Annotated in this window: 28 protein-coding genes; 17 read left to right on the top strand and 11 right to left on the bottom strand. The window is 62.6% G+C overall.

What is annotated here, in order from left to right; genetic code table 11:
• Nucleotides 1-46: 46 nt before the first annotated feature.
• From BPHYT_RS35830 to BPHYT_RS35785, 10 genes are all read left to right on the top strand, one after another.
• Nucleotides 47-253, top strand: a complete 207-nt coding sequence (locus tag BPHYT_RS35830; protein WP_012429020.1) for a hypothetical protein — start codon at nt 47-49, stop codon at nt 251-253.
• 638 nt (nt 254-891) lie between these two features.
• The gene (locus BPHYT_RS35825; RefSeq protein WP_012425894.1) at nt 892-1170 is read left to right on the top strand and encodes a hypothetical protein; all 279 of its coding nucleotides are present in this window, start codon (nt 892-894) and stop codon (nt 1168-1170) included.
• Between the two features lie 88 nt (nt 1171-1258).
• Nucleotides 1259-1543 (top strand): hypothetical protein, encoded by a 285-nt coding sequence (locus tag BPHYT_RS35820; RefSeq protein ID WP_012425893.1) that lies wholly within the window; start codon nt 1259-1261, stop codon nt 1541-1543.
• Between the two features lie 183 nt (nt 1544-1726).
• Entirely contained in the window at nt 1727-1936 is a 210-nt protein-coding gene (locus BPHYT_RS35815) for a hypothetical protein (protein ID WP_012429019.1), read from the top strand.
• A gap of 409 nt (nt 1937-2345) precedes the next feature.
• Complete coding sequence (locus tag BPHYT_RS35810) at nt 2346-2633, top strand: DUF3303 domain-containing protein (RefSeq protein WP_012429018.1); 288 nt, start codon at nt 2346-2348, stop codon at nt 2631-2633.
• Nucleotides 2634-2640: 7 nt separating this feature from the next.
• Nucleotides 2641-4278 (top strand): MFS transporter, encoded by a 1638-nt coding sequence (locus tag BPHYT_RS35805; RefSeq protein WP_012429017.1) that lies wholly within the window; start codon nt 2641-2643, stop codon nt 4276-4278.
• 118 nt (nt 4279-4396) lie between these two features.
• The gene (locus BPHYT_RS35800; RefSeq protein ID WP_012429016.1) at nt 4397-5011 is read left to right on the top strand and encodes a TetR/AcrR family transcriptional regulator; all 615 of its coding nucleotides are present in this window, start codon (nt 4397-4399) and stop codon (nt 5009-5011) included.
• Between the two features lie 89 nt (nt 5012-5100).
• Nucleotides 5101-6336: a YbfB/YjiJ family MFS transporter gene (locus tag BPHYT_RS35795; RefSeq protein ID WP_012429015.1), complete on the top strand. Its 1236-nt coding sequence runs from the start codon at nt 5101-5103 to the stop codon at nt 6334-6336.
• 145 nt (nt 6337-6481) lie between these two features.
• Nucleotides 6482-6637, top strand: a complete 156-nt coding sequence (locus tag BPHYT_RS37770; RefSeq protein ID WP_012429014.1) for a DUF3309 family protein — start codon at nt 6482-6484, stop codon at nt 6635-6637.
• Between the two features lie 148 nt (nt 6638-6785).
• Nucleotides 6786-7586 (top strand): glucose 1-dehydrogenase, encoded by an 801-nt coding sequence (locus tag BPHYT_RS35785; RefSeq protein WP_012429013.1) that lies wholly within the window; start codon nt 6786-6788, stop codon nt 7584-7586.
• On the opposite strand, the gene BPHYT_RS35780 is transcribed toward BPHYT_RS35785, so the two are convergent.
• The 5 genes from BPHYT_RS35780 to BPHYT_RS35760 form a co-directional block, all read right to left on the bottom strand.
• Nucleotides 7583-8929, bottom strand: a complete 1347-nt coding sequence (locus BPHYT_RS35780) for a four-carbon acid sugar kinase family protein (protein ID WP_012429012.1) — start codon at nt 8927-8929, stop codon at nt 7583-7585. The genes BPHYT_RS35785 and BPHYT_RS35780 overlap by 4 nt on opposite strands.
• A gap of 26 nt (nt 8930-8955) precedes the next feature.
• On the bottom strand, nt 8956-10254 hold the full coding sequence (locus BPHYT_RS35775) for a ribulose-bisphosphate carboxylase large subunit family protein (protein ID WP_012429011.1): 1299 nt from the start codon (nt 10252-10254) through the stop codon (nt 8956-8958).
• Complete coding sequence (locus BPHYT_RS35770; RefSeq protein ID WP_012429010.1) at nt 10251-10790, bottom strand: VOC family protein; 540 nt, start codon at nt 10788-10790, stop codon at nt 10251-10253. The genes BPHYT_RS35775 and BPHYT_RS35770 overlap by 4 nt, the downstream gene beginning before the upstream one ends.
• A gap of 103 nt (nt 10791-10893) precedes the next feature.
• Nucleotides 10894-12780: a TRAP transporter large permease gene (locus BPHYT_RS35765; RefSeq protein ID WP_012429009.1), complete on the bottom strand. Its 1887-nt coding sequence runs from the start codon at nt 12778-12780 to the stop codon at nt 10894-10896.
• A 62-nt stretch (nt 12781-12842) separates the two neighbouring features.
• A complete protein-coding gene (locus BPHYT_RS35760) occupies nt 12843-13868 on the bottom strand; it encodes a TRAP transporter substrate-binding protein (protein WP_012429008.1) in 1026 nt (341 codons plus the stop codon).
• Nucleotides 13869-14070: 202 nt separating this feature from the next.
• Here BPHYT_RS35760 and BPHYT_RS35755 point away from each other — a divergent pair, with 202 nt between their 5' ends.
• The 4 genes from BPHYT_RS35755 (at nt 14071) to BPHYT_RS35745 (ending at nt 16813) form a co-directional block, all read left to right on the top strand.
• Entirely contained in the window at nt 14071-15126 is a 1056-nt protein-coding gene (locus tag BPHYT_RS35755) for a LacI family DNA-binding transcriptional regulator (protein ID WP_012429007.1), read from the top strand.
• 18 nt (nt 15127-15144) lie between these two features.
• Complete coding sequence (locus BPHYT_RS38890) at nt 15145-15312, top strand: hypothetical protein (RefSeq protein WP_012429006.1); 168 nt, start codon at nt 15145-15147, stop codon at nt 15310-15312.
• Between the two features lie 264 nt (nt 15313-15576).
• Complete coding sequence (locus BPHYT_RS35750) at nt 15577-15948, top strand: hypothetical protein (RefSeq protein ID WP_012429005.1); 372 nt, start codon at nt 15577-15579, stop codon at nt 15946-15948.
• A 382-nt stretch (nt 15949-16330) separates the two neighbouring features.
• On the top strand, nt 16331-16813 hold the full coding sequence (locus tag BPHYT_RS35745; protein ID WP_012429004.1) for an Lrp/AsnC family transcriptional regulator: 483 nt from the start codon (nt 16331-16333) through the stop codon (nt 16811-16813).
• Between the two features lie 39 nt (nt 16814-16852).
• Here BPHYT_RS35745 and BPHYT_RS35740 read toward each other — a convergent pair whose 3' ends face one another.
• Entirely contained in the window at nt 16853-18100 is a 1248-nt protein-coding gene (locus BPHYT_RS35740) for a YbfB/YjiJ family MFS transporter (RefSeq protein WP_012429003.1), read from the bottom strand.
• Between the two features lie 276 nt (nt 18101-18376).
• On the opposite strand from BPHYT_RS35740, the gene BPHYT_RS35735 reads away from it, so the two are divergent.
• The 3 genes from BPHYT_RS35735 to BPHYT_RS35725 all read left to right on the top strand — a co-directional run bounded on the left by BPHYT_RS35735 (nt 18377) and on the right by BPHYT_RS35725 (nt 20533).
• Nucleotides 18377-19042, top strand: a complete 666-nt coding sequence (locus tag BPHYT_RS35735; protein WP_012429002.1) for a nitroreductase family protein — start codon at nt 18377-18379, stop codon at nt 19040-19042.
• 153 nt (nt 19043-19195) lie between these two features.
• Nucleotides 19196-19675, top strand: a complete 480-nt coding sequence (locus BPHYT_RS35730) for a hypothetical protein (protein WP_012429001.1) — start codon at nt 19196-19198, stop codon at nt 19673-19675.
• Between the two features lie 12 nt (nt 19676-19687).
• Nucleotides 19688-20533, top strand: coding sequence for a 4'-phosphopantetheinyl transferase family protein (locus BPHYT_RS35725; RefSeq protein ID WP_012429000.1), 846 nt, complete (start codon nt 19688-19690; stop codon nt 20531-20533).
• Nucleotides 20534-20553: 20 nt separating this feature from the next.
• Here the strand turns inward: BPHYT_RS35725 and BPHYT_RS35720 are convergent, their stop codons facing one another.
• From BPHYT_RS35720 to BPHYT_RS35700, 5 genes are all read right to left on the bottom strand, one after another.
• A complete protein-coding gene (locus BPHYT_RS35720) occupies nt 20554-21249 on the bottom strand; it encodes a 4'-phosphopantetheinyl transferase family protein (RefSeq protein WP_012428999.1) in 696 nt (231 codons plus the stop codon).
• Between the two features lie 87 nt (nt 21250-21336).
• Nucleotides 21337-21813 carry a hypothetical protein gene (locus BPHYT_RS35715; protein ID WP_012428998.1) on the bottom strand — a complete coding sequence of 159 codons (477 nt, stop codon included), beginning with the start codon at nt 21811-21813 and terminating at the stop codon, nt 21337-21339.
• A gap of 310 nt (nt 21814-22123) precedes the next feature.
• A complete protein-coding gene (locus BPHYT_RS35710; protein ID WP_012428997.1) occupies nt 22124-22360 on the bottom strand; it encodes a DUF2783 domain-containing protein in 237 nt (78 codons plus the stop codon).
• Between the two features lie 65 nt (nt 22361-22425).
• Complete coding sequence (locus BPHYT_RS35705) at nt 22426-24135, bottom strand: FAD-dependent oxidoreductase (protein WP_012428996.1); 1710 nt, start codon at nt 24133-24135, stop codon at nt 22426-22428.
• Nucleotides 24136-24188: 53 nt separating this feature from the next.
• Complete coding sequence (locus BPHYT_RS35700) at nt 24189-25148, bottom strand: MBL fold metallo-hydrolase (protein WP_012428995.1); 960 nt, start codon at nt 25146-25148, stop codon at nt 24189-24191.
• Between the last annotated feature and the right edge of the window lie 194 nt (nt 25149-25342).

Below are 25342 nucleotides of genomic sequence, written 5' to 3'. Positions count from 1 at the left end.
CTGAGCACCGCATCGTGCTCACTCATTTACCTTCAGGAGTACTGCCATGAAATCCAGCCTCATCATCAGGGACTTGCCACGTTCCGCAGATCGTCCACATGACGAAACGACACTCACCGCCGCGCAGATGAAGGCGCTGCGGGGCGGCCGTTCCGTCATTGTCACCATCGACCATGGCCCTCTCGGCCAGGTCGACGACTTCGGAATCAACACCGCCATCTTCGAAGGGCGTATCAAAGGGCCTTACTTATAGGACGCGCGAGGTGTCCGCAATTAGAAACAGGCCTCCTTCACATCTTTGCCGTTGGAGGAGGCCTGTTCATTGATGGGATGAATGCCCGCTTGTCGTGTTCCCATCGACGCTTGCTCTCTTCCTCGCGACTCATATCGAACGGCGTCGCCTCGACGCGAACGAAATCTCTTCGGCCATCGCGCTTCGTCCAGGCCAACCAATCCACCGAATTCCTCGCACGACGTCATCCGGGCCACGACGGCATCGGACAATCGTTGACGCGATCAAAGCCGGCGAGAGCGTCACAGCCGTGCGCGCTGTGCTGCGAACCTCGCGCACGCGCTCTTCTATTCCGGATCAAGAACACCTTCTGCATCCTTTCGAGACCGAGCGCCTTCGCCGCTGCCCGTGTCGTGCGTTATCCAACAGCTTGCGGCGGTCTGTCGGGCGTGTGCCGTCAGTCGCGCATCGCTTCCACGTGGCAATGCGCCGGTGCGCGGCCCGCACGACAACGCGAAACCCTTGCGCCACAGGCCTTCTCCAACTTTCTTAGAAACTTTGAATAAAACTGGCACAGCCTGTGCATTAGTGATACCCGAGCAGACAAGTTGCTCGCACCCGATCGCAACACCCCGACCTTTACCTTCCGGAGACTCACCATGAACGCACTGATGATCAAAGACCTGTCCATCACCGAACAACTCGACAGCCGCGCCATGAGCGCCGTGCGCGGCGGCACCGGCTACTATCCGTCGTCCTCGTACTTCAACTTCAGCCCCGTCTTTGCCCCGAACGACAGCAAGAAGGTCGACGCCACCCAGCTGATCAACAACCAGCTGAACCTGCAGAACGCCAACGGCAACAACGTCGCGTTCGCCACCGGCATCAGCTCGACGGTCAACCCGTACGTCACGACGAGCAACAACATCCACGTGTAATACGCGGCGAGGCGAGGCGCCCGGCTCGCCCGCGCGCTTCGCCTGCCGACGGTTACCCCCGTCTTCCGCGCACCTTTGGAGAAGCACCATGTCATCCCTCATGATTCGCGATCTGTCCGGCACCCGCGAGCTCGACCGCCGCGCCATGTCGGCGGTGGCCGGCGGCACCGGCAGCAGCGTGCCCGGCCTGCCCTCGGTCGCCGGCCTTGGCGGCATTGCCAACGTCAACGTCTCGATCAACCAGAACCTCAACCAGATGCAGTACGTCAACGTCGCCGCACTCAACAACGTCGGCGTGATCGGCGCGGGCTTCGTGCCGCTGCACCTGAACGTCAGCCCGTCGCTGTGGGGCGCCAACAACGCCACCGTGTGACGGCTTGCCGTCGCGAGGACCGGGGGGCCTCGCGAATGCCGGCATGTCATCGCCGGCCGGCGAGTTGCAGCGAGATTTCCTATACTGATTGTGCGGGGAGACCTCAGCACATTTCACGACACACCCGAGCGGCGGCCGGCGCATTGCACCGGCGCGCCGCTCGATTTCATTTCCGGAGCCACCATGACCAAGCTGATCATCAGGGACCTCACCGATAGCGTCGAACTCGATCGTCAGGCCATGACGGCCATCGTCGGCGGCGCGCGTATTGGCGCGCGGCTGAACGCGGCCGTGCCGCTGGTGCCGGCTTCGGCACGCGTGGTCGAATATCCGCCGGGCTTCCCCGCCGCGCATCAGACGATTGCCAAAGCGGCCATGCAGCGCAAACCGTAGCGCGACTCGCTTCGGCGTCGCACAGTCACGACAACGGCACGCGTCGCACACGCGTGCCGTTTGCTTTTTCTGTCGACAGAAGCGCATCGTCATGACCAGATAACGCACACGCCCCACAAAATATTCCCATCCAGCCACGGCGCAGTCTGTTTGTTCGTCACGAAATCATGCGTGTTCAATTGGCCTGGTGAATGTCCGCACGCGGCGACGCCGCACGCGCCACGCTCACCTATGATGCTTAGGACGCCACGTGGTCTTTCACCGCTGTCCGCCAATAGCACGCACTATCCGGACAGCTTGCTGGCGCAGAACTGAACACGACGCCCCGCATCCGCGACGCGCCGTACCCATAAGCGACGATGGCAGCGCGCCACGAGCCGGCATCGCCATTTCGGATTGGAGGCGCGCAATGAAATTTATCGTCCTATGGAACGGTCTGCCGACTGCCGAGAGTTCCGTTATCGAACGGTTCATGAAGACCGGCGGGCAAATGCCGGACGGAGTCAAGTTGCTGGGACGCTGGCACGCTATCGGCGGCTTGCGCGGCGTTGCAATCGTCGAGGCTGACGACAATCGCGCGATGGCGGCGATGGCGCTCGATTGGGGCGACCTCCTCACCATGGACATCTCGCCGGCCCTGACCGACGAAGACCTGGGCGCGGCTCTCGGCAAACGTATGGCAGCGGGTAACAAGTAAGCACGCCATGAGCACCGGGTTCACCGCGCCGCCGCCGAGCGGGCAACTGCTGCCATTCCGCGAATCGCTGCTGGCGATGCTCGGCATCGCTTTCGTCGCGATGCTGGTGGCGCTGGATCAGACCATCGTCGGCACCGCGCTGCCGCGCATCGTCGCCGACCTGAAGGGATTCGATCTTTACGCGTGGGTCGCGACGTCGTACATGCTGGCCTCCGTCATCACGATTCCCATCTTCGGGCGGTTGGGCGATCTGTTTGGCCGCAAGCGGTTTCTGATCGCGGCGATCCTCCTATTCACCGGCGCATCCGTGTTGTGCGGCTTGGCCAACAGCATGCTGTTGCTGGTGGTTTCGCGTGGACTGCAAGGGATTGGCGGCGGCATTCTGATCGGCACGGTGTTCGCCACCGTCGCCGATCTGTTCCCCAATCCGAAACTGCGGCTGCGTTGGCTTGCGTTCGTTACGTCCGCGTTCGGCGTGTCCAATATGATCGGACCGACGCTCGGCGGAATGCTCACGCAATACGGCGGTTGGCGGCTGGTGTTTTTCGTCAACGTGCCGGTCGGGCTCGTCTCGCTGCTGTTCGTGCAACGCTTTTTGCCCCCGCTGCTTCATCTAAGGTGCAAAGGTCCCGTGCGGCTCGACTGGCTCGGCGCGTTCGTGCTCGCGGTCACGTTCGGCTCACTGCAGGTGCTCATCGAACTGTTTCCGAGGCGCGGCATCGACACGACGACCATCGTGCTGACCGTCGTAGCGGCGACCTGCGGGCTGATTCTCTGGCTATGGGAGCGGCGCATCGGCTATCCGATCGTGCCGGTGGACATGCTCATGGACCGCAAGCTCTCCGCGCTCTTCGCGATGTCGGTGCTCGGCGGCTTCGCGCTCTTTTCGCTGGTGTTTTATGTGCCGCTGCTGTTTCAGGGCGGCTACGCGATGTCCGCGCATGACTCGGGCATGCTGATCACACCATTGCTGCTGGGCACGACCGTGGGCAGCGTGCTCAACAATCGAATCGTCACACGGGTCCGCCGCGCGAACGGCATCATGTATGTCGGCTTTGCGCTGTCCGCGCTCGCCTGTTTGAGCGTGGTCGTCTTGCGAGGTACGGAACCGCATCTCGTGTGGGCTTCGTGCATGGGCATCAGCGGGCTCGGCCTCGGTCTGGTGGCCACCAGCCTGACCGTCTGTTCACAGCAGATCGTCGGGCGGGACCATGTCGGCGCGGCCACCGCGCTGCTTCAATCGCTGCGGACATTCGGCGGCATGTTGGGCACGGTGATGACGGGCGCGTTGCTCGGCCACCTCTATTCGCGCGGCGTGCATCGCTCGCTCGACTCCTATCAGGCGACGCAGTGGTTCAAATCCTTCGCCAGTCCCGAGTTGCTGGTGGATCGCGCGGAACAGGCCGCGCTGATCAATCGTCTGGTGAGTGCCGGCCAGTCAGGCGACGCCATGATGAGATCCGCGCGCGAAGCCCTGGTGCAGTCCATTCACATCGGCATTCTGGTGGCCGGCGCGGCGGCGTTGATCGGGTTGTGCCTCGCCTGGTTCGTGCCGCCGGTGCGCATCAGCTACCCGGAAACCGAACTCGCGCCGGATGGGCAACCACCCGCCGACGCCCTTCCCCCGCACCGCAGCGTACTTTGAGCGCGCTGCCTTACATCGTCGAATCTTCTTCTTGCGTTCTGTATCAGTCGATATATAATCGCTTTTTATATCGACCGATACAGAACCAGTCCTCAGTGACGCCGGAAGGATATTCATCATGGCAAGACCCCGCCAATTCGACGAACAAGAGGTGCTGGAAGCCGCCAGCGCCGCCTTCTGGACGAAGGGCTATGACGCGACCTCCACGCGCGACCTGGTTAAATCCACCGGTCTGACGCAGCCGAGTCTCTACAACGCGTTCGGCGACAAGCGCACGCTATATCTGCGCGCGCTCGAGCATTATCTGGAGCACACGTTGCGCGAACGGATCAGGCGTTTAGAGCAGACCGTATCGCCGGCTCTAGGCATCACGATGTTCTTCCACGAGATCCTCGAACGATCGCTCGCCGATCCCGCGCAACGTGGCTGCATGCTGGTGAACTCGGCGCTGGAAACCACATCGGAGGACGAAGCATTCCGCGCGATCGTCGCCACGGAATTCTCGGAAATGCGCGCGTTTTTCTACCGCCGCATGATTGCTGCCAGCGAGAGCGGAGAAATCACCACAGCCGTTTCCGCCGATGACGCCGCCACTCACCTGCTGGCCACGCTGATCGGCGTTCGCGTTCTCGCGCGGGTCAATCCGCAACAAACGCTGCTTGTCGGCGCGATTGCGCCCGTGTTGCTGCTGCTTGGTTTGCCTGCCCTACCGCCGACCGGCTCCAACGCCTGAGTCACGCGCCTGACAAGGCGCACCCCTTCGCTTTCCCACCGACATCCGGCAGCGCCGCCGTCAGCGCGCGCACCGGTAAAGGAACCGTCATGTCCGCTGCTCCGATAACGTCAGATAGTCCGGTCTCACTCGATGCTCGCGCGCTCTTCGCCACGCTCGCGGGACTGTGCGGCAGTCTCGTCGCCATCGGCCTCGCGCGCTTCGCGTACACGCCGTTGATTCCCTCGCTGATCCAGGCGCACTGGTTCACGTCGTCGCAAGCGGTGACGCTCGGCGCGGCGAACTTCGCTGGCTATCTGGTCGGTGCGTTGATCGGCCGCCCGCTCGCATCGGCACTGTCGAATCGCAGCGCGTTGCGCATGCTGATGGCGGTCGTGACCGCGGCCTTTTTCGCCTGCGCGTATCCGCTTTCGGTGAGCTGGTTTTTTGCGTGGCGTTTGTTGTCGGGCATTTCCGGCGGCGCAATCATGGTGCTGGTGGCGACGTCGATTCTTCCGCACATTCCCGTGCCGCGCCGCGGCTTCGTGAGCGGCATGATCTTTCTTGGACTCGGACTCGGTATCGCCACATCCGGCACGTTGATTCCGCAGCTTCTGCACTATGGTTTGCAAACCACGTGGATCGGTCTCGGTGTCGTGGCGCTGGTGTTGACCGCGGTGAGCTGGTTCGGCTGGCCTTCGACGAATCCGCCCGCACCGCTCGCGGCTTCCGATACGCATCACGCAGTGCGCCCACATGGCTTGACGCTTCGTGTGCTGTACGCGCAATACGCGGCAAACGCACTCGGCCTTGTCCCGGCGATGGTGCTGCTCGTCGACTATATCGCTCGCGGCCTGGGACGCGGCGCCGCAATCGGTGCCGACTACTGGGTGCTGTACGGCCTCGCTGCCATCGCCGGCCCCGTGATCTGCGGCAACGTGGCCGATCGCATCGGCTTCGGCAAGGCCTATCGCATCGGATTGCTTCTGCAAGCGGCCGCCGTCGCCGTGCTCGCGTTCTCGGGCAGCACGCTCGCGCTGATTGCATCGACTGTGATTCTCGGCATCTTCACACCGGGTATCGTGCCGCTCGTGCTCGGCCGCATTCATGAACTCGTGCCACACGATCACATCGAGCAGCGAGCCGCATGGAGTCGCGCGACGACAGCCTTCGCGCTTTTCCAGGCGCTCGGCGGCTATGGGTACTCGTACCTTTTCTCGCACACACATAACGACTACGGGTTGATCTTCGCTTGCGGCGCGGCTGCCCTCACGCTCGCCTTCATCGGGGATCTGATTGCGTCGCGGATCGGCACCGCCCGCCACACGGCGGCAAGCCGGTCTTGAAACGTTTCCGGCTCGATCTATCGCCTCGGGCATGCAGCTTGCTCAACCATGGCACCGATACTGCCGTTCGCAGGAACACGCGCAATGCGGGCCTTGCGCGTTTGTCGCGAAGGCAGGTCCTATCAACCAGGCGGAGGTCATTCATATGTTGGGAACTATTCTTCTAGTCGTGCTGATTCTTCTCCTCATCGGTGCGCTGCCCACGTGGCCGCACAGCCGCGCGTGGGGTTACGGTCCTACCGGCGGTCTCGGTCTCGTTGTGATCGTCGTGATCGTGTTGCTGGTCGTCGGCGTCATATAGCCTGAATGCCATAGCGTTGTGTAGTACCCGCGTTCCTTGAAAGCGGGTCGGCCGCCGGATATCTCCGCAGTTCGCTGCATGGATATCCGGCGGCCTTGCTATGTCGATGGTCGATGCACATCCCTATCTTGTCACCTTGGGAGCAGCAATGGAAAAGTTACTCGCGAATCAGGTCGCTCTGGTCACCGGCGGCAGTTCGGGCATTGGTTCCGGCGTCGCCAAAGCGCTTGCGGATGCGGGCGCGGCCGTCGTCGTGGACTACCACTCGCATGCCGAAGAGGCGGAGCAACTCTGCGCCGAGATCGAGAAAGCCGGCGGCGCCGCGCTTGCGGTGCAAGCCGACGTCGCCAATCCCACGCAGGTCGATAAGATGTTCGCGGCATGCCGCGCGCGTTTCGGAAGCGCGGATATCGTGGTCGCGAATTCGGGCGTGCAGAAAGATAATGCGTTTGCCGATATGACGCTGGACGACTGGCAACAGGTGCTGGCGACCAATCTCACCGGCCAGTTCCTGACCGCACAAGCGGCAGTGAAAGAATTCCGCCGACGCGGCCCGACGGCCACGTCCAAAGCGCTCGGCAAGATCATCTGCATGAGCTCGGTTCACGAAGTCATTCCGTGGGCGGGGCACGTCAATTACGCGGCGTCTAAAGGCGGCATTCAGATGTTCATGAAATCGCTCGCGCAGGAAGTCGCGCCCGAACGCATCCGCGTCAATTCCATTGCGCCGGGCGCGATTCGCACGCCGATCAATAAGGACGCGTGGGACACCAAAGCCGCGCTGGAGAAACTGTTGAAGCTGATTCCCTACGGCCGTGTGGGCGAAGCGGACGACATCGGCAAGGCCGCCGTCTGGCTCGCCTCGGATGAAAGCGACTACGTGGTCGGCACGACCTTGTTCGTCGACGGCGGCATGACGCTCTATCCCGGTTTCACCGATAACGGTTAGCCGTTGCCGTCGAGCAGTTGCTCGAACAGATTTGCGTCGCCCATCTGGCCGCCTTTGAGCATGATCTCCATACCGTCGAGTTCCGCGCGATCGGCATGAAGACGGCACACGGTGACGCCAGCGGACAACGGCGCGAGATACGACAGCCCCCAGGCGCCGAGCGCGCGCACGGCAAAACTCGACGTGTCGCCGCCCGCAATGCCGATGCGTCGCAAGCGCACGGCGGCGAGTACCTGTTGCAAGAGCGATGCACAGGCGTGCGCGAGTTGCGGCAGCGCGCCGCCTTCGCTCGACGCGCGGCGTGCTGTGAAGGCGAGTACGTTGCGTCCGTCGCGCAAGGGGCCGGCGATTGCCGCCACGCGTTCCGCCAGGTAGCTGGAGGCCGCGTCGCCGGTCATTTTCAGCGGGTCCAGTTCCACACGCAGATAGGATTGCGCGGCGCCGATCTGTACTTCGGTCAATGGCGAGAGGCTGCCCGCGAGCACAAACACGGGGCCGTGTGCGCGCGGCAACAGCGGCGTGGTTCGGTTTTCGGCGGCGGCATCTTTAACGCGATTGTCATGCGCCAATGCGTAAGCCTGCGCAACGCTGCTCGCACCCACCGCGAGCAACGGCGCCGACGCCGCGGCGTGACGCGCGATTACACGGCCAATCGCCTGCAAATGCGAATCGTCGAGTACGTCGAACAGCACGGCGTCGGGTTCCGCATCGAGGCGGCGCTGCACTTCCTCTTGCAGTTCGGCATCGCCATGCGCGTAGCAACGCCAGTCGATCGATTGCACATTCTTCACACCCTGCCGCTGAAGATGTACGCGCAAGTCCGCTTCGTTCATCGGCGTGACGGGATGGCGGCTCATGGTCGGATGACGGTCGATGCGGTAAATCGACTGCGCGTCATCGTCCGCGCCGGCTGCCGCAAACAGTTCGCCGAACACGCAATAGCGCCGCAAATTCGGCTGACCGCCGACCACCGCGACGAGTTCGTTTGCACAGTACTCGCGCAACGTACGAATCGCCACGCCGATGCTGCCGGTTTCCGGCGCGCTATCGAACGTCGAGCACACTTTGTAGTGCATCACCCGCACGCCGAGCGCGGCGAAGGCGGCGCCCACGCGTTCGAGTTCCTGCCGCTGCGCGGCCGGCGGCATGGTGCGCGCGGCGCCCGCTACGCCAATCGCGTCGAGCGGGCCAAGCATCGAAAGACGCGTGGCATCCGGCGGTGCGAAGAACAGCATGGTGCGCAAACCGGCGCGGGCGAGATGCGCCAGCGTGTCGGTTGCGCCGGTGAAGTCGTCACCGTAGAAGGCGTAGGCGGGGCCGCGGCTGTTTGCTTCGTCGCTCATCTCTTGTTCCGTGTCGCCTGAAGCGTTCACGCGCGGCTGCCGAAAAACGCCAAGGCGCGTCGCAACTCCGGCATATGCTCGGCGTACACCGGCAACGGCGTGCCCGCCTGCACCGCCGCCCATGCCTGGCGCACGCTCGTCACGCCTGCGGCGGGCCCATCCGGATGCGCGAGAATGCCGCCGCCCGACATGAACAGCAGATCGGTGGAGCGCACGGCGTCGAAGGTCGCTTGCACGGTGCCAGCCCATTGCCCTGATGAGAACGCCGGCAGCACCGTATCGTCGCAACCCGCGGCGAGCGGCGTCGCGCAATCGCGCGCCGACTCGATCACTTCGGCGTCGCTCTGCGCGAATTTGCCGGCTAGGCCATGTACGTGCATATGATCGACGCCACTCAAACGCCACAGCGTCTGATACGCCTGAAACGACATGCCCAACGCCGGATCGCGCGACATCATGCCGTAGCCGTTGCGGTGTGCGTGCAGTACGAGCGGCGTGGCGCGGCGCAGCGTCTGGATCGCGGAAAAGCCGCACCAGTTGATGCTCGCCATCACGCAGTCGCCGCCTTCTTGCTCGACCAGTTCCGCGTGACGGCGCATGGCGTCGAGGTCGTCGGTGATATTGAACGCGACCATCACAGAACGGCCGCTGCGTTCACGGTAGCGGCGCACTTCGGCCATCACCGCGCGCACGCGTTCCGCCAGCGGCGCATGTGCGGGATTCGCGCATACTTCGTCATCCTTGATGAAATCGACGCCTGCCTCGCATAGATCGCGCACCAGTGCCGCCGTTTCCGCCGCGCTCAGGCCGACGTTCGGCTTGATGATCGTGCCGATCATCGGCCTGTCCTTCACCTCCGTCAGCGCGCGCGTGCCGGCCACGCCGTGACGCGGCAATTCGAAACGCTTGCGGTACGAAGCCGGCAAGCGCAACGACAGCAGCCGCATGCCGGTCACTTCGCCAAGATCGTATAGATTTCCGGCGACGGTTGCGGCCAGCGTGGGCAGATTCGCATCGATATTGGCGAGCGGAAACGACAGCGTAATGCGCGCGCGCCGCCACGGCCCTGGCGTGCCTTGACGCTCGAGCCAGGCGTTCGGCAAGCTGGGCCGCGCCGCCGCTTCGAGTTCTTCGACGCGCAGCACGCCCGCGCGGCTGCGCGCGCGCAGCGCATCGGATTCGTTGGCGACGCGCACGAACGTGCCGCTCGATTGCTCGCCGGCCATGACTTCGGCGACGCGCGCGGGATCGAGCGGCGTCTCGATCAGATAGTCGGCCTGGAGCGTGTCGTTATCGACCGCTTGCTGTTGCAGCGTCTCGCTCATAGCGTGCCCAGATCGGGAAAGCGGCGCACCGGCTCGCGGCCGTCCCAATCGCGCGACGCCGCGTAGATCATGTCGAAGAGCTTGCCTTTCGGCCCGGCGATCTCGGACAACTCGATCACCGTGCCGGGATGATTCTCCGTATCGAAGTACACGAAACGCCCGTTACGTCCCACTTCGCCGCTCATGGCAACTTTAAAGCCCTGCTCCTGCAGTCGGGCGAGATCCGCGTCGAATGAAGTGGTCCAGTACGCGTTGTGCTGCAAACCGGTATGGCCCGCGGTGAGGAAGTCGCGATACATGGACGGCGCATCATTGCGTGTCTGGATCAGTTCCACCTGCAACGGTCCTGAGTTCGCGAGCGCCACCGAGTTATGCACCTCATACGATTGCCCACGGTAGGTGTAGTTCTCGATCGGCACGCGTTCGTTGTAGAACCACGGACCCACGCCGAGCACGCGGCTCCAGTAATCCATCGCGGCCTCGATGTCCCGCACCACATAACCTGCCTGCCGGATTTCGCCAAAAAAACGACTCATGAAACTCTCCCGATGCTGCGGGTTTGAAAGACGAGCGACGCCCCGGCGCGGCGAAAACGCTGCGCCCGAAGGTCGAACCTGTTAATGAACTTGAGAAATCTGCTTAAAGAAACCCGATCGAAATCCAGGGAATCGCCGCGACCACGATCAGGCCGACGATCAACGCGCCCATATAGCCGACAATCGGACGAATGCCCGCATCGGGATTGACCTTGCTGATCGCGCACGCCGAGTAGTAGCCGACCCCGAACGGCGGCGAGAAGAGGCCCACGCCCATCGACAGAATCACGACGATCGCGTAATGCACTTCATGCACGCCCGCGAGCCGCGCAATGGGAAACAGCAACGGCCCGAACAGCACAATGGCGGGAATTCCTTCGAGCACGCTGCCGAGCATCACGAACACCACGATCGACACCGCGAGAAAACCGTACGCGCCGCCCGGCATCGAGCCCATGAGTTGCGCTAGGTCCTGAGAAAAGCCGGATTGCGTGAGCGCCCAAGCCATCGCCGTCGCGCAGCCGATAATAAAAAGAATCGCGCCCGACAAGGTCGCTGCATCCACCAGCATGCGGCCGAGCCGCCGCCATTCGAAACGGCGATACACCACGAGGCCGATCAGCATCGAGTAAGCAATGCCGATGGTCGATACCTCCGTCGCTGTCGCCACGCCTTCGACCACGGCCATGCGAATCACGAAAGGCAACGCCAGCGCCGGAAGCGACACGACGAACAATCGCCCGATCTGCCGCTTGCTGAAACGCTGCGCGCCGCTCAAGTCTTCCTTGCGATAACGCCACCACACCACCACGCACAGAATCAGCGCGAGCACGGCGCCCGGCAGCATGCCCGCGGTGAAGAGCGCTGATATCGACAGACCCGTCACCGAACCGATCGTGATCAACACGATGCTCGGCGGAATGGTTTCGCTTTGTGCACCGGTCGTGGCGAGCAGCGCGACCAGATCGCCTTCGGAAGCGCCGCGTTTCTTCATCTCCGGAAACAGCACCGGTGCGATGGCCGCCATGTCGGCCACTTTCGAGCCGGAGATGCCCGAGACCAGGTACATCGCGCCGATCAGCACGAACGACAAACCACCATGCACATGACCAACGAGGCTCGCGAGAAACTCGATCATGGCGCGCGCCATGCCGGTCATTTCAATCAATAAGCCGAGGAACACGAAGAGCGGCACGGCGAGCAGCACGAGATGCGACATGCCTTCGTCCATGCGGCCGACCACGACTTCGAGCGGCGTAAAGGTCGAGAGGCCCAGATAGCCGAACGTGGCAAGCGCAAACGAAAACCCGATCGGCACGCCCGAAAAAATCCCGATCGCCACCACGCCGACGAAAAAGATCACGAGATTGGGTTTGCCGAGCGTCTGAAACCACGGCCCGGCGAACACGGCGACCGCGGCCAATACAGCGGTAATGGCGAGCACGATCACGACGTCGCGCACGCGGCTCACCTGGGCAAGACGAATCATGCCGACCAGCAGCATGAGCGCCGCGCCGATGGGCAAAGCGAGCGCGCGCCACGCGTTGCTGATCTGCAGGGCGGGCGTGACGATCGCCGCCTCGCCGGACGCATAGTCGTACGCAGGGGCGATCAACAGCGCAAGCAATGCGATCGACGCGGCGATCGCCAGCGTATCGACGAATGCGCGCCGCTGCGGCGAGAGGCGGCTGACGAGTGCCGTCATCCGCATATGTTCGCCGCGCCGCAACGCGAGCACGGCGCCAAGCATGGCGAGCCACAGGAACAGAATGCCGGCCAGTTCATCCGACCAGACGAGCGGCTGATGCAGCACGTAGCGGCACACCACGCCCGCGAACATCACGACGATTTCCATCATGAGCAGCGCCGCCGCGCACACTTCGACGAGCGCGATCAGACCACGATCGAAGCTCCTCAACCAGCGGCGCGGCATGCTCGCCGCGTGCAACGGCACGCCCGCGTCCGCCGGATTCAATGCGTGATTCGACATCCTGCTGTCTCCTCGCGGCGGCTCGCCGCGCTTCGTCTCAGGCTCACCCGTATGCAACACGATCAAGCCAGCTTGCCGACCGACTGTTCGAGGAGGTCCCACGCCTGATTGCCGAACTTGCTCTTCCATTCGGCGTAGAAGCCGGCCTGACGCAGCGCCGCGCGGAATGTGTCCGGCGTGGGACGGTTGATCGACAGGCCCTTGCTTTGCAAATCCGCGACCGCCGCATCGTTCAGCTTGCGCACGTCTTCACGTTGCTTCAACGCCGACTGGTTGAACGCATCGCTGGCAATGCCCTGCAGATCCTTCGGCAAGCGCTGCCAGGCGCGCGGGTTCAGCACGAACCAGTAGCCGTCCCACATGTGATTGGTGAGCGAGCAGTACTTCTGCACTTCGTAGAGTTTCGCGACCTGCACGATCGGCAGCGGATTTTCCTGCGCATCGACGATATGCGTTTGCAGCGACGAATAGACCTCGCTGAATTGCAGGCTGGTCGGCGAAGCGCCGAGTCCCTTGAACATATCGATGCTCAGCGGACTCACCGGCACGCGAATCTTCAGACCGCGCATGGTCTGCGCACTCGTAATGGGACCATTGCTCGTGGTGGTTTGACGAAAGCCGTTGTCCCACATCTTTTCGAACGATTCGAGCCCGGCCTTCTGCATCGCGGCGCGCACGTATGCGCCGAGCTTGCCGTCCATGGCGCCCCAGACCTGGTTGTAGTCGCTGAACGCGAAGCCCACCGCGTTGATCGCAACCGACGGTGCGAGCGTCGACACCACCAACGCCGACGGCGTGAACATTTCGATGCCGCCGCTGCGCACCTGCGCGAGCATGTCGGTGTCGCCGCCCAACTGGTTGTTAGGGAATATCCGGATCTCCATGCGCCCTTTCGACGCCTCCTTGATCTGATTCGCGGCCTCTTGCGAGCGCACGTTCAGCGGATGCGTAAGCGGCAGGTTGTTGCCGTACTTGAACACGAACTCCGGGCCGGACGCCGCGCGCACGATTGCCGGAAAGCCCAGCGCGCCGGCTACCGGCACAGCGGCCGCCGCACGCAACAGGGTGCGTCTCGCGAGGTTGGTCATTTGAGCGTCTCCTTGCTTATAATTGATGTGACTGTCGAATCCATCAAAAACCATCATCGTCCGCTCGCTACACCTTGATTTATAGTCACCGGTGTCGCGACGTCGTGTGATAGCTGCAAGACTAGGCGGGCGCGGCCAACGCTGTCAAACCGCGAGCTTGATGTTTTTTGATGGACTTCCGTTCTGCGAAGGAAGGACTGCCATGTCCGATACGCTTCTCCTCAACGCCGCCGCGCGTGCCCGCATTCCCGACATTGCGCGCGCCGCCGGTGTGTCGACCGCCACGGTGGATCGTGTGCTCAATGGCCGTGAAGGCGTGCGTGCGGTGACGGCGCAACGCGTGCTGCAAGCGGCCGCCCAACTCGGCTATCTGCTCACGCCAGAGGCGCCCGTCGTGCCCGCCTCGAAGCCGATGCGCATCGCGTTCCTGCTGCCTGCCGGCACCAATCGCTATTTGCATATGCTCGGCGACTACATCGACTTCGCACACGATCAGTGGAACGCGCTGGACATGAAGTGCCGCGTGCACTACGTCGAGAGTTTCAACCCGAAGGAATTGGCCGACCGTCTGTTGCATTACGGGCAGCGTGCGGATGGCGTCGTGTTCATGGCGCTCGAACATCCCGTTGTGCGCGACGCCGTAAATGCGTTGGCGGATCAGGGCGTGCCGGCCATCACGCTGATTTCTGACCTATCGAATGCGCGACGGCTCGCTTATGTGGGCATCGACAATCGATCGGCGGGACGCACGGCGGCGTTGCTGCTCGGGCGCTTCATGGGCCCGCGCCCTAGCGGAAAGATCGCGATGCTCGCCGGCAGCCTCAACTATCGCGGGCATGAAGAACGCGAGATCGGTTTTCTGCATTTGATCGAATCGACGTTCCCACAAGTGCGCGTGATCGGCCTACGCGAAGGGCACGACGATAGCGAGCGCAACTATATGCAGACGCGCAAGCTGCTTGAACAGCATCCCGATCTTGCCGGCATTTACAACAGCGGCGGCGGATCGGATGGCGTGGCGCGCGCGATTGTCGAGGCGCGTTCTGAGCAGAAGATTCTGTTTGTCGGGCATGGCTTGACGCCCGACACGCGAGCGTTGCTGATCGACGGCACCATGGATGCGTTGATCACGCAAACGCCGCAGGCTATGGTGGGAAATTGTCTGCGTATTTTCCGCAACGTGCGCGAGAAGCGCGATGCGATGAGCGACGTGAAGCCCGTGCAATTCAGCATCATTCTGCGGGAGAATTTGCCTTGATGTCGGCTTGAGGTTGCCATGGCGATGCCGAAGACCCAACGCGGCACGTCAGGCACGCCGGATGCTCAATCACTTTCGTATTCAAACCTCGACACGAAAGGAGATCACATCATGCCTTACCTTCTCGGCTGGTTGCTTGGCGTCCCGTTGATCGTACTGGTTATCCTGTACCTCATCTTCCATTAACCGTTGCCAGGTACTTGCATGCGCGGTTGATCGGAGGCTTGTTCTACTGCGCCGCGGCTTATCCGGCTACGGCGCGAAAGGCGACGCCAGCGTCCGGGCGTCGCCTTTCGCGCGTCTGCGCATTGCGCGTTTGCCAACTTATGGACACACGTATCTTTCCGCTTGCACGGCGAGGAATGGCGCGTAAAACTAACCTTCCCTAGTCCGCGCAAAATGCCATTTCTGCACACGTACGCTCAGCATGCGTCGAGCAAGGAGGGAGCGATGGCAAGCAACGAATACACGCTGTCACACCAGGATGTGGTGAAGGCGGTCATTATTCATCAGGATATTCACGAGGGCTTCTGGACGTTGAACATCAACTTCGACGTCGCGGCCGGCCATGATCCGCAAGTCCCCGACCCTTGCCTTGCCGTGACGATCAAGGGCATCGGCATCATGCGGGCATCGCCTTCCGATCCGTTCGCGATCGACGCCGCTATCGTCAATCCGCCAGCACCTCTGCATGTGGAGGGAACAGTACGCATCGCGGCGGGTGTCAACGGCGCGCATCAAGGCGGCATGCAATTTTGCCGTGACGTCTATCGCAATGTCGCGGTACAGAGCGCGGCCAAAGCGCCGATCAAACGAGGTTGATTGAGCGGCCGCACGTCGCTTCTCAGCGCACCGCAGCGTCTATGCGGGTCGCGGATCCCAGTCGCGCAGACGGTCATGCTGACAAGCATTCGGCGAGGAACATGCATCCATGCCCGGGCGAGCGCGTCTTACGGCGCTGGTAACGCCGCAATTGGCTCGCGTGCAGCCTTCCTGTAAAAAGGCGGCGAGACACCGGATGGCAGCTTTTGGCCGCGCAGGGCCGTGGGCGCGAGGCTCGCGGCCCGGACGGTTGTCCCGGGCATGAATGCACCCTGAAAATATACCGGGACGCCGGCTGGATAGGCTTCTTAAAGCAATAGGCTTGCCCCACGATGTCGGGACGATCTTCCTTTAGAATGCAGTTTTCAGGGAGAAACTTCCAGTGACGGTCGCAACCATCCGAAATCGCCCGCTCGACAACCAGGATCGCAAGATCATGCGCGAGTTGCAAAAGAACGCGCGCTTGAGCAATGCCGAATTAGCGGAGCTGGTCGGCATGTCGACTACCGCGTGTTGGAATCGCACGCGTCAATTGGAAACCGAGGGGTATATCCGCGGCTACGTGGCGCTGCTCGATCAGCAGAAGCTCGGCTTCGCGGACATCGTCCTGCTCGAAGTCACGCTCGACCGTCACGACGACGACGCGCTCGCCCGCTTCGGCGCCGAACTGGCGACGCTAACCGAAGTGCTGGAGGCGTATCTCGTATCGGGCGACTACGACTACCTGGTGAAGGTGGCGGTCGACGGTACGGCAGGCTACGAGCGGTTCCTGCGTGAGAAGCTCTACAAGATCGCCGGCATCCGGCATAGCCGTTCGATGTTTGCCTTGCGTTGCATGAAGAGCATCCCGTCCGTGCAGGTGTGAAAACGCGCAGCACACGGGCCTGAATGCGCGGAGTCACACTCAGCGCAACGGCTTCTGACACGCTGCCAACACCGCGCCCGCCGCGAGCAGCAGCGCGGAATAAACCAGCCCGCGCGCGAGACCCGCGCCGTCCGAGACCCAGCCGATCACCATCGGTCCGACGATCTGTCCGAACGCGAACACGATCGTGAACGCGCTGATGCCTTTGGCCCAATGACTCGCGGGCAGATTGTGGCGCACGAAAGCCGTGGTCGACGCCACGGCGGAGAGAAACGTCGCGCCGAACAATACGCCAGATACCAACGCCACCCATGGCTGAGTGAAGAGCGCGGGCAACAACGTCGCGATCGCGAGCAAAGCATTCAGCACTGCGAGCGCCTGGCCGCCGCGCATGCGGTCGAGCAGTCCTGACCACACGCGCGCCGAGACCACGGTCGCCACACCGAGCAGCAGATAGAAGCACGTGACGACAGCCGCGCTCATGCCCGCATTGCGCAACAGCGCGACGATAAACGTCATGTAGCCGATATAGCCGACGCCGAACAACGTATAGCCCGCCAGCGCGAGACTGAAGCGCGGCCAGCGGGGTGCATCGGCGGCGCCGAGTGATTGCGCGGCCGATGACGCCATCGCGTGCACGCGCTCGATTTTTCGCGCCGCGCCGACGGCCACCGCCGCGAGCACCGCACACGCGAGCGCGAGTGCGAACCACGCGTACTGCCAGCCGTGCGCGACGTTGAAGATGGTCAACGGCACCAGCACCGACGACGCCACGATCCCCCACCCTGTACCGCCGTAATACAAGCCGAGGACGAGCCCCGCATCGTGCGGTCTCGCCGATGCAAGCCGCGCGGCCAACACGCCGCCGCTGATGAAAATCGCCGCGCTGCTCACGCCGGTAATCACGCGCAAGGCGAGCAGCGCGTTCGTGTCGGCAAGCAAGCCGCTGCCCGCCATCAGCAGCGCGGTCGCCACGCAACCGCCGCTGAACACTGCGCCGGCCGACCAGCGGCGCGCGAGGCGCGGAAAAGCCAGCGCGCCAAGCAGATAACCCAGCGCGTTGGCCGTATTCATCGCGCCGGCTTGGGCGAAACTCCACCCGAGGTCGAGTTTCATCGACGGCAACAGCAGCGCGTAGGCGAAGCGGGCGAGTCCGAGCGCGATTGCGCTGCCCAGCGATAGCGACGCGGCGAGCATCAGCGTGGGGAGGCGTTGCGCTGCTTCGGCGGCTTCGGTAGCTTCGGTGGCCTCGGAAGTCGATGCGGCGTCGAGTGTTTTTGTCGGCATGGGCGGTCGAAAGTGGGCAAGGAGGCTGCAAGCCGCTTTTGCCAAAAAGGCTGAAACCGGCACCTCGTCATCATATCCGGGGGCGCCGGGCGCGGTTGACCGTTAGTTGCGATAAGGGATTACGCGGCTCGACTGTAGATGCCGCGCGCGTGCGTCGTCGAGCACGGGAGGCGCGCAAAACACAATCACAAATACGCCCTTCTAAATGCGAATGATTTGCATTTACTAGCAAATTAGCCCATTATTCAGCCCATACCATCAGCCGAACCCAAAATCATGACGACCCTAGACATCAGCCGCCCCACGACCGACAGCCAGAGTCCAACGGCGGTGAAGCCTGCCACCGGCGACGGCCCGAAAGCTTCGGCGGCGCTCGACGTTCTACTGTCGCGTCAATCGCAATGGCCGCTGACCGAGCCCGGTCCCGCGGACGCCGAACTCGACCTGATTTTCGACGCCGCCTTGCGCGCACCGGATCACGGCAATCTGCGTCCCTGGCGCTTCGTGACGATTCGCGGCGATGCGCGTGGCTCGCTCGGCGACCTGCTGGTCGACCTCGCCAGCGCCCGCTCGCCGGACGAACCGCGTTCGGCGCATGCGCATCGCCGGCAGAAGGCATTCGCCGCGCCGCTGGTGATCGCGCTCGGCGCGGCGATCTCGGCGCATCCCAAGGTGCCCGAGATCGAGCAATTGCTGGCTGCCGGCGCGGCGGCGATGAACATGCTTAACGCGATCCACGCGCTTGGCTACGGCGGCTTCTGGTCCACCGGACCGGACAGTTATGAAGCGCGCCTGCACGACGCGCTCGGCTTCGCCCCGAACGAGCGTCTGCTCGGCTTCATCTTTGTCGGCACGCCGAAAACACCGGGGCAAGCGCCGACGCGTCCAGCGCGCAGCGCACACGTGCGCGAATGGCAACCGACGCAACCGGCTCAAAACTGAAGCAAGCGCCGCAACGGCGACAAACGTATAAGCACCCGACGCAGGCGCTGCGTCACCGCCCATCCGTCGCACGCGACAAGCGCTGGCCTGCGACGCGGCACCCGTCCCATCCGGCCGGCGCGATTCATGGACCGTGTCCATTCAGGAGCATCGATGAACTTTCGCTCTCAACACAGCAGCCGTCCGGAGCTGATCGACGATCATCCGGCCGACACCGCCGATGCGCCCGACCGCACCGTCCTGAGCGCCGTCCGCACATGGCTGCGGCCCGCTTGTGAAACGGCGCGCGGCGGCGTGCACTGGCGCGACATTCTCAGCGGCGTCGGTTTGCGGCAGGACGGCATCGAACACTTCGATCTGCTGATGCGCTCGCTGATGCACGTGTCGTATCGTCCGCTCGATATGCGCTGCCGCTGCGCGAGCGACCTCGGCAAGGACGAAGCCGTGATCCTGCAGACCATCGCGTTGCTGCAAAAAACGCATAGCGGCGCGGCGTTGCGCATGTTGAACGAATGGCTGCCCGCGCCCGCGGTGAGCGGCGTCCTGAAGCTGCTTCGCTGGTTCGCCATCGATCTGCTCGACGCCGGCGTGGAACTCGACGTGCAAGCACGGCGCGTCACCTACATGCATTGAGGAAGCAGGCCTATGTCATTGGAACTGAACCAGGCTTGCCCAGCGGCTTCGCGCGAGCGCGACAGCCGCGAGTCACGCGAAATCGTCGTTGAGCGCGGGGCCGGCGAAGCTGCCGTGCAGGCCGCCAGCATTGCACCCTTCACCGCGGCATCGCCCGCATTCCTGTGTCATCCGCTGACGCGCAGCTATCCGTACCACGTCGCCGCGCCGCGCGCAGGTGAGTTGCATCTTTGGCGGTTCCGCTGCGAATGGCTGCCGGTGCCGGTGCAGGAAGGCGATACCTGGTTGTCGAAGGGCGAACGCGAGCGCGCGCGGCTGCACCCGAACGCCGCGTTGCGCAAACGCTTTATCAGTGCGCGCGTGGTGGTGCGCTGGATCGTTGGGAACCTGTTCGACTGCGAACCGCACGCCGTCGATCTGCAAGACGACGGTAACGAGAAACTGCGGGCGCTTCATCCTCGCGACGGTCGTGGCATCACGATCGATATCGCGTACGGCGGCATCTGGATCGTGATCGGCGTGGCGTCGGCGACGCTGGGATTGAGCGTCGTCGTGCCCTCGCCCGGCGTGGCGCCCGACGAGACACCTGAAGCTTCGCGCCGGCGCGCTCGCTACGGCAGTCTTTGCAACGCGCTGCGTTACGCGCCGGCCGACATCGATATCGAACTGCTGTTCAGCCACACAGCAACCGGTGCGTTCGATTTTGCGGAACATGGCCGTTGGCATGTGCTCGATGTCCCGATGGCCGGCAAGATCCACGCGGCGGTCGCGCTTGCGCAGCCGGCCTGGCAGCCGCTCACTCACGTGCACACGTTCGGGTGGCCGAAGGCTTTGGCGTTCGGGCAGGCAAACGCCTAGCGCGCCGAGTCGGTCCGCGACTACCGGAAAGGGGTCACCGACCACGCTACGCATGCGGCGTAGGCGTCCGGTGCGGCAAGCCAGTACGCCGCGACATCGCGCATATCGGCCGGAATCTGCTTGCGCAGCGTCACGCGCGCACCCTCGCGCGGCAGCACCGTCAAATGCTGCAACCCGCGCGTGATGCCCACGCCCGTTGTTTTGACGAGCGCTTCCTTGGCGACCCACGCGTCGTAAAACGCAGCGCTCCGCTGTGCCGCGTCGAGCCGTTCGATCCACGCGGTCTCTTCCTGGTCGAGCGTCAATGCCGCAATCGAACGCCAATCGAATTTGTCACTGCACTGCTCGATATCGACACCGACGCGCCGAACCGCCGACATCGCGATCAATCCGTGCGCGCCCGCATGCGATACATTGAAATCGAAGCGATCCGAATCGGCGAGATGGGGGCGGTGGTTGGCGTCGGGCGCAAAACGCATGGCGTGCGCCGCGATATCGAGCCGCCTCGCGAGTTCTTCACGCAACGCTGCGCGTACGCTGACGAAGCGCAGCGCGTCTTCATGGCGGCGGAAATTGCGGGCTCGCGTGCGTTCGTCGTCGCTGAGAGATACAAAGGCAGGCGCGTCGAGCGAAGCAGTGAAGTCGATGTCGATCCGCCACAATGCAATGTCGGACGGGCCGTCGTGAGACAGCGGAACAGGGTCAATGGAATACATGGTTCGGACGTGATGGGTGCAATCGCGGACGTATAGCCGCGACTCTACCCGATATCACGTCCGAAGCCGTCGGTCTTCAGCGACCCTTCATGCCTTCGACGTATCGCTGACATGGTTCATCAACTGGCAAAGGGTGGGGTGACAGCGAAGAGACTGCGGCGCGTTCTCCACACAGTTCACGAACTGCCGCGAGCAGAGTGCCTCATTCGACGAGGTTGCCTTGGAACCACTGGCGATTTTTTCACGGCATGCCGCAAGCGTCGCGGCCAACGCTTTCGCACTCAAAGGATTGGCGTAATTGACCGTTGGGTAATCGCCGAACAACTGAGCTAATGGCGAATCGTCGACGGACGCTATTTCTCCGACCGCGAGTTGCGTGGCAATCTGCAACACTTCGCACTCGACTTCGAAAAAAAAGGATTCAGGCACGTCCACATCTGGCGCGTAATGGTTGATCCAGAGCAACGCCGATTCGACAAACTGCGCGGGAGAAAGCCATCTTCCGTCGACTTTCATCGACGCCAACTCTTGAACGACAAGGTCGCTAATCAAAAACAATTTCATCTCGTGTCTCTTTCCGGCCGAACGCGGGAAACTTCCCACGGGCAACGCACGAGGACATGGTGCGCCGGCACGAAGCAATCTGGCCCACCGAAACGTCACACCCTACGCATCCCTGCTCAACAAGCCGGCTAGTATGAGGCAGCACCTCAGCCACTTTGCTAAGAAGAATCTGATAGTCGGAAAGAAACAATTGAGAGAAATCGCGGGTTATTTACCGCGAGTTTCAGAGCAAGCGCGCGCAACAAATCATTACTATCGACGTCTTCCCAAATCTGCGTTGCGCAAGGTTAATTTTGATTGCACGAGGTGCTTAAGCGGCTAACGGACGCGCTTCACCATTTCGCGCCGGCATGTCGATTACGCCCTCGCGGGCATACCGTATCGCTTCGAGCAGCGTGGCGTGATCGCCGATATGGTTGGCAAGAAGCAGGATGAGTTGCGCATTGGCCGACTGGCTCTGCGCATCGTCGAGATCGCGATGCATATCGATCAATGCCTCGTAGAAATCGTCGGGGCGGGCGAGATTCGGTTGCGTGTTAAGTGTCATGTTTGTCTCCAGCTATTTTTTGCCGATGCCGCGCGCGTGTCACTCAAGCCGCGTTCTGCGCACGTTCAAGCCGTGCCTTCGACGCACAGCGCGCGCTTCAACGCATATCCGACATCACCCGCATCGAGTTGCCGCCAGCGCGCGCAGACATGCTGGTCCGGACGGATCAGATAGAACGTGCCGGGTTTTGCGTCGTAACGTGCGTGAGCCAGTCCTTCGATATCGTGCGCGACTTGCGCGGCCGACGACGTAACGGCGTGCGGATCGCCACGCGTCACCAAGACGAATTTCAACGGAATCGGTCCCGCGCGCAACGTGTCCAACGCGGCCTGACTCGACTGGTCGATACCTTGTTCGCCGCAGAACAGCACGCCGGTGAATTGCTGGCCGAGTTGCCGCAGCAGCCATGCCGGTTGTGCCGCGACTTGCACCGGCGCATCGACGCATGCCGCGCCCGGCAACATCGCTCCTTCAAACTCGTCACGGTCCGCGGTATTGAGCGGAGAATCACGCAACACCGCCGGCACGGACAGCCGGCCGCTGTTGGCCAATTGCCGCGCAAACGGATGATGGCGCGAGAGCTTCAGCACCGCGTCGCGGAACACGCGGCTGACAGGACTCTTCGGCGTAATGAAATCGGTGGAGCGCGTGGAGTTACGGATGTTCTCATCGGCGGCGAATTCGCGTTCGCTTGCGTAAGTGTCGAGCAAAGCATCCGCGGCTCTGCCTTCGAGCACCATCGCCAGTTTCCATGCGAGGTTTTCCGCGTCCTGCACGCCGCTATTCGCGCCACGCGCGCCGAACGGCGACACGCCATGGGCCGAGTCTCCGGCGAACAACACGTTGCCATGGCGGAAGCGCTCCATGCGCAAACACGAAAACGTATAGACGCTGACCCATTCCAGCTCGAACTTTGCGTCCGGTCCGAGCAACGCGCGCACGCGCGGAATCACACGCTCCGGCGTTTTTTCCAGCACCGGATCGGCGTCCCACCCTAACTGGAAATCGATCCGCCACACGTTATCCGGCTGACGATGCAGCAGCACCGATTGATTCGGATGAAACGGCGGATCGAACCAGAACCAGCGTTCGGTCGGAAATTCCGCTTCCATCTTGACGTCGGCGATCAGGAAACGATCTTTGAACGTCACACCTTTGCTATCGAGTCCCATCAGATTGCGAATCGGACTGCGCGAGCCGTCGGCGGCGACGACATAGCGGCCGCGTAACGCATACTCGCCATCAGGCGTGTCGACTGTCAGCATCACGCTGGCGTCGTGCGTGCCGGGCGTGCCATTTTGCTGCACGCCGACCACTTTGCTTTTCCAGCGGATCTCGAGATTCGGCATTTCCTGCGCGCGTTCGAGCAGGAAACCTTCCACGTAGTACTGCTGCAGGTTGATGAACGCGGGCCGACTGTGGCCCGCTTCCGGTTGCAGATTGAACGTGTACACCAACTCGTCTTTCAGGAACACTTTGCCGACGTTCCAGCTGATGCCCTTCTCCACCATCCGCTGACCACAGCCGAGGCGATCGAAAATATCGAGCGAGCGCTTCGAAAAGCAGATCGCGCGCGATCCCGTGGACAACGAACAATCGTCGTCGACCAGCACGACCGGCACGCCCTGCTGCGCGAGGTCGATCGCGGTAGCGAGACCCACTGGCCCCGCGCCGACCACGATCACGGGATAGGCCGCCTGTTCCGCGCCGCCCGGCGTGCTCTGTTCGCGGCACGGTCGATATTCGAACGACGGCGTCTGGTAGTTGATACTCATCTTGTGTCTCCGTCCTTCTCCGCTTTGCTGGCCTTGCTGTGCGTCTGTTCTTGTCAGGCTTGCAGCGCGTCCCACATTTCCTTGTCGCGCTGCGCGGTCCAGATACGCGGATGCGTGATGCCGCTCGCTTCGTCGAAAGCACGCGAGACGTCGAACGGCAGACAGTGCTCGTAGATGAAGACGTGGCCGAACTTCGGATCCATGGCCTTGCGCGTGTGTTCCATCGCGGCCTTCAGATCGAGCTTCTGTTCGACAGCTTCACGGCCTTGCTGCAGCAGCGTGGTGACGAAATCTTTCGTGTAATCGAGACCCTTGTTGACATCTTCCGGCGTGGTCAGCGCGGGGCCGCGGCCCGGCACGAGCTTGTCGGCTTTCAGCGCGCGCAACGCTTCGAGCGTGGCCGGCCACTGTTCGAGTTGCGCGTCGCCGCAATAGCAGGCCGCGTCGTACTCGACCAGATCCCCGGAAAACAGCACCTTTTGCGACGGCAGCCACACGACCGTATCGCCCTTGGTGTGACCCGCGCCGAGATGCGCGATGCGCACTTCGAGCTTGCCGAGGAACAGTGTCATCTCCTTCTCGAACACCAGCGTCGGCCACGTCAGGCCCGGCACCGTTTCGACGCCGGCAAACAGACGCGGGAAGCGTTCGATTTCCGACTTCATGTCCGCTTCGCCGCGCTCGACGATCATCTCGTACGTGCCGCGGCTCGCGATCACTTCCTGCGCGCCTTCCTCGAAATACGCCGATGCGCCGAGCACGCGCACCGCGTGGTAATGCGACAGCACGACGTATTTGATCGGCTTATCCGTGACGCTGCGAATCTTCGCGATGAGGTCTTGCGCCATGGCCGGCGTGGCGGTGGTGTCGACGATCAGCACGCCGTCGTCGCCGATGATCACGCCCGAGTTCGGATCGCCTTCAACGGTGTACGCGTAGGCGTTCTCGGATAGCTTGGTCCACGTGACTTTCTTGACTTCCAGATCGGCCTGCGATGCGAATGCCTTTGCCATGCTTGTCTCCCTCAAAAGTTGGACATAAGGCGAGACGGCCGGCTGCGCGAATGCCGCGCGGACTGACGGTATTGGAGGATTGTCTCGCCCCGTTTCTTGACTCTATAACTGCGCCGGTGTGTCGGGGTGAATGCATCTTAGGGCGGCGCCGGTTTATTTGTCAATAGCGAAATGTATCGCTATACGCTAATCTT

The sequence above is a fragment of the Paraburkholderia phytofirmans PsJN genome (assembly GCF_000020125.1).
GTDB lineage: Bacteria > Pseudomonadota > Gammaproteobacteria > Burkholderiales > Burkholderiaceae > Paraburkholderia > Paraburkholderia phytofirmans.
This window is presented reverse-complemented; position numbering and strand designations above follow the sequence as displayed.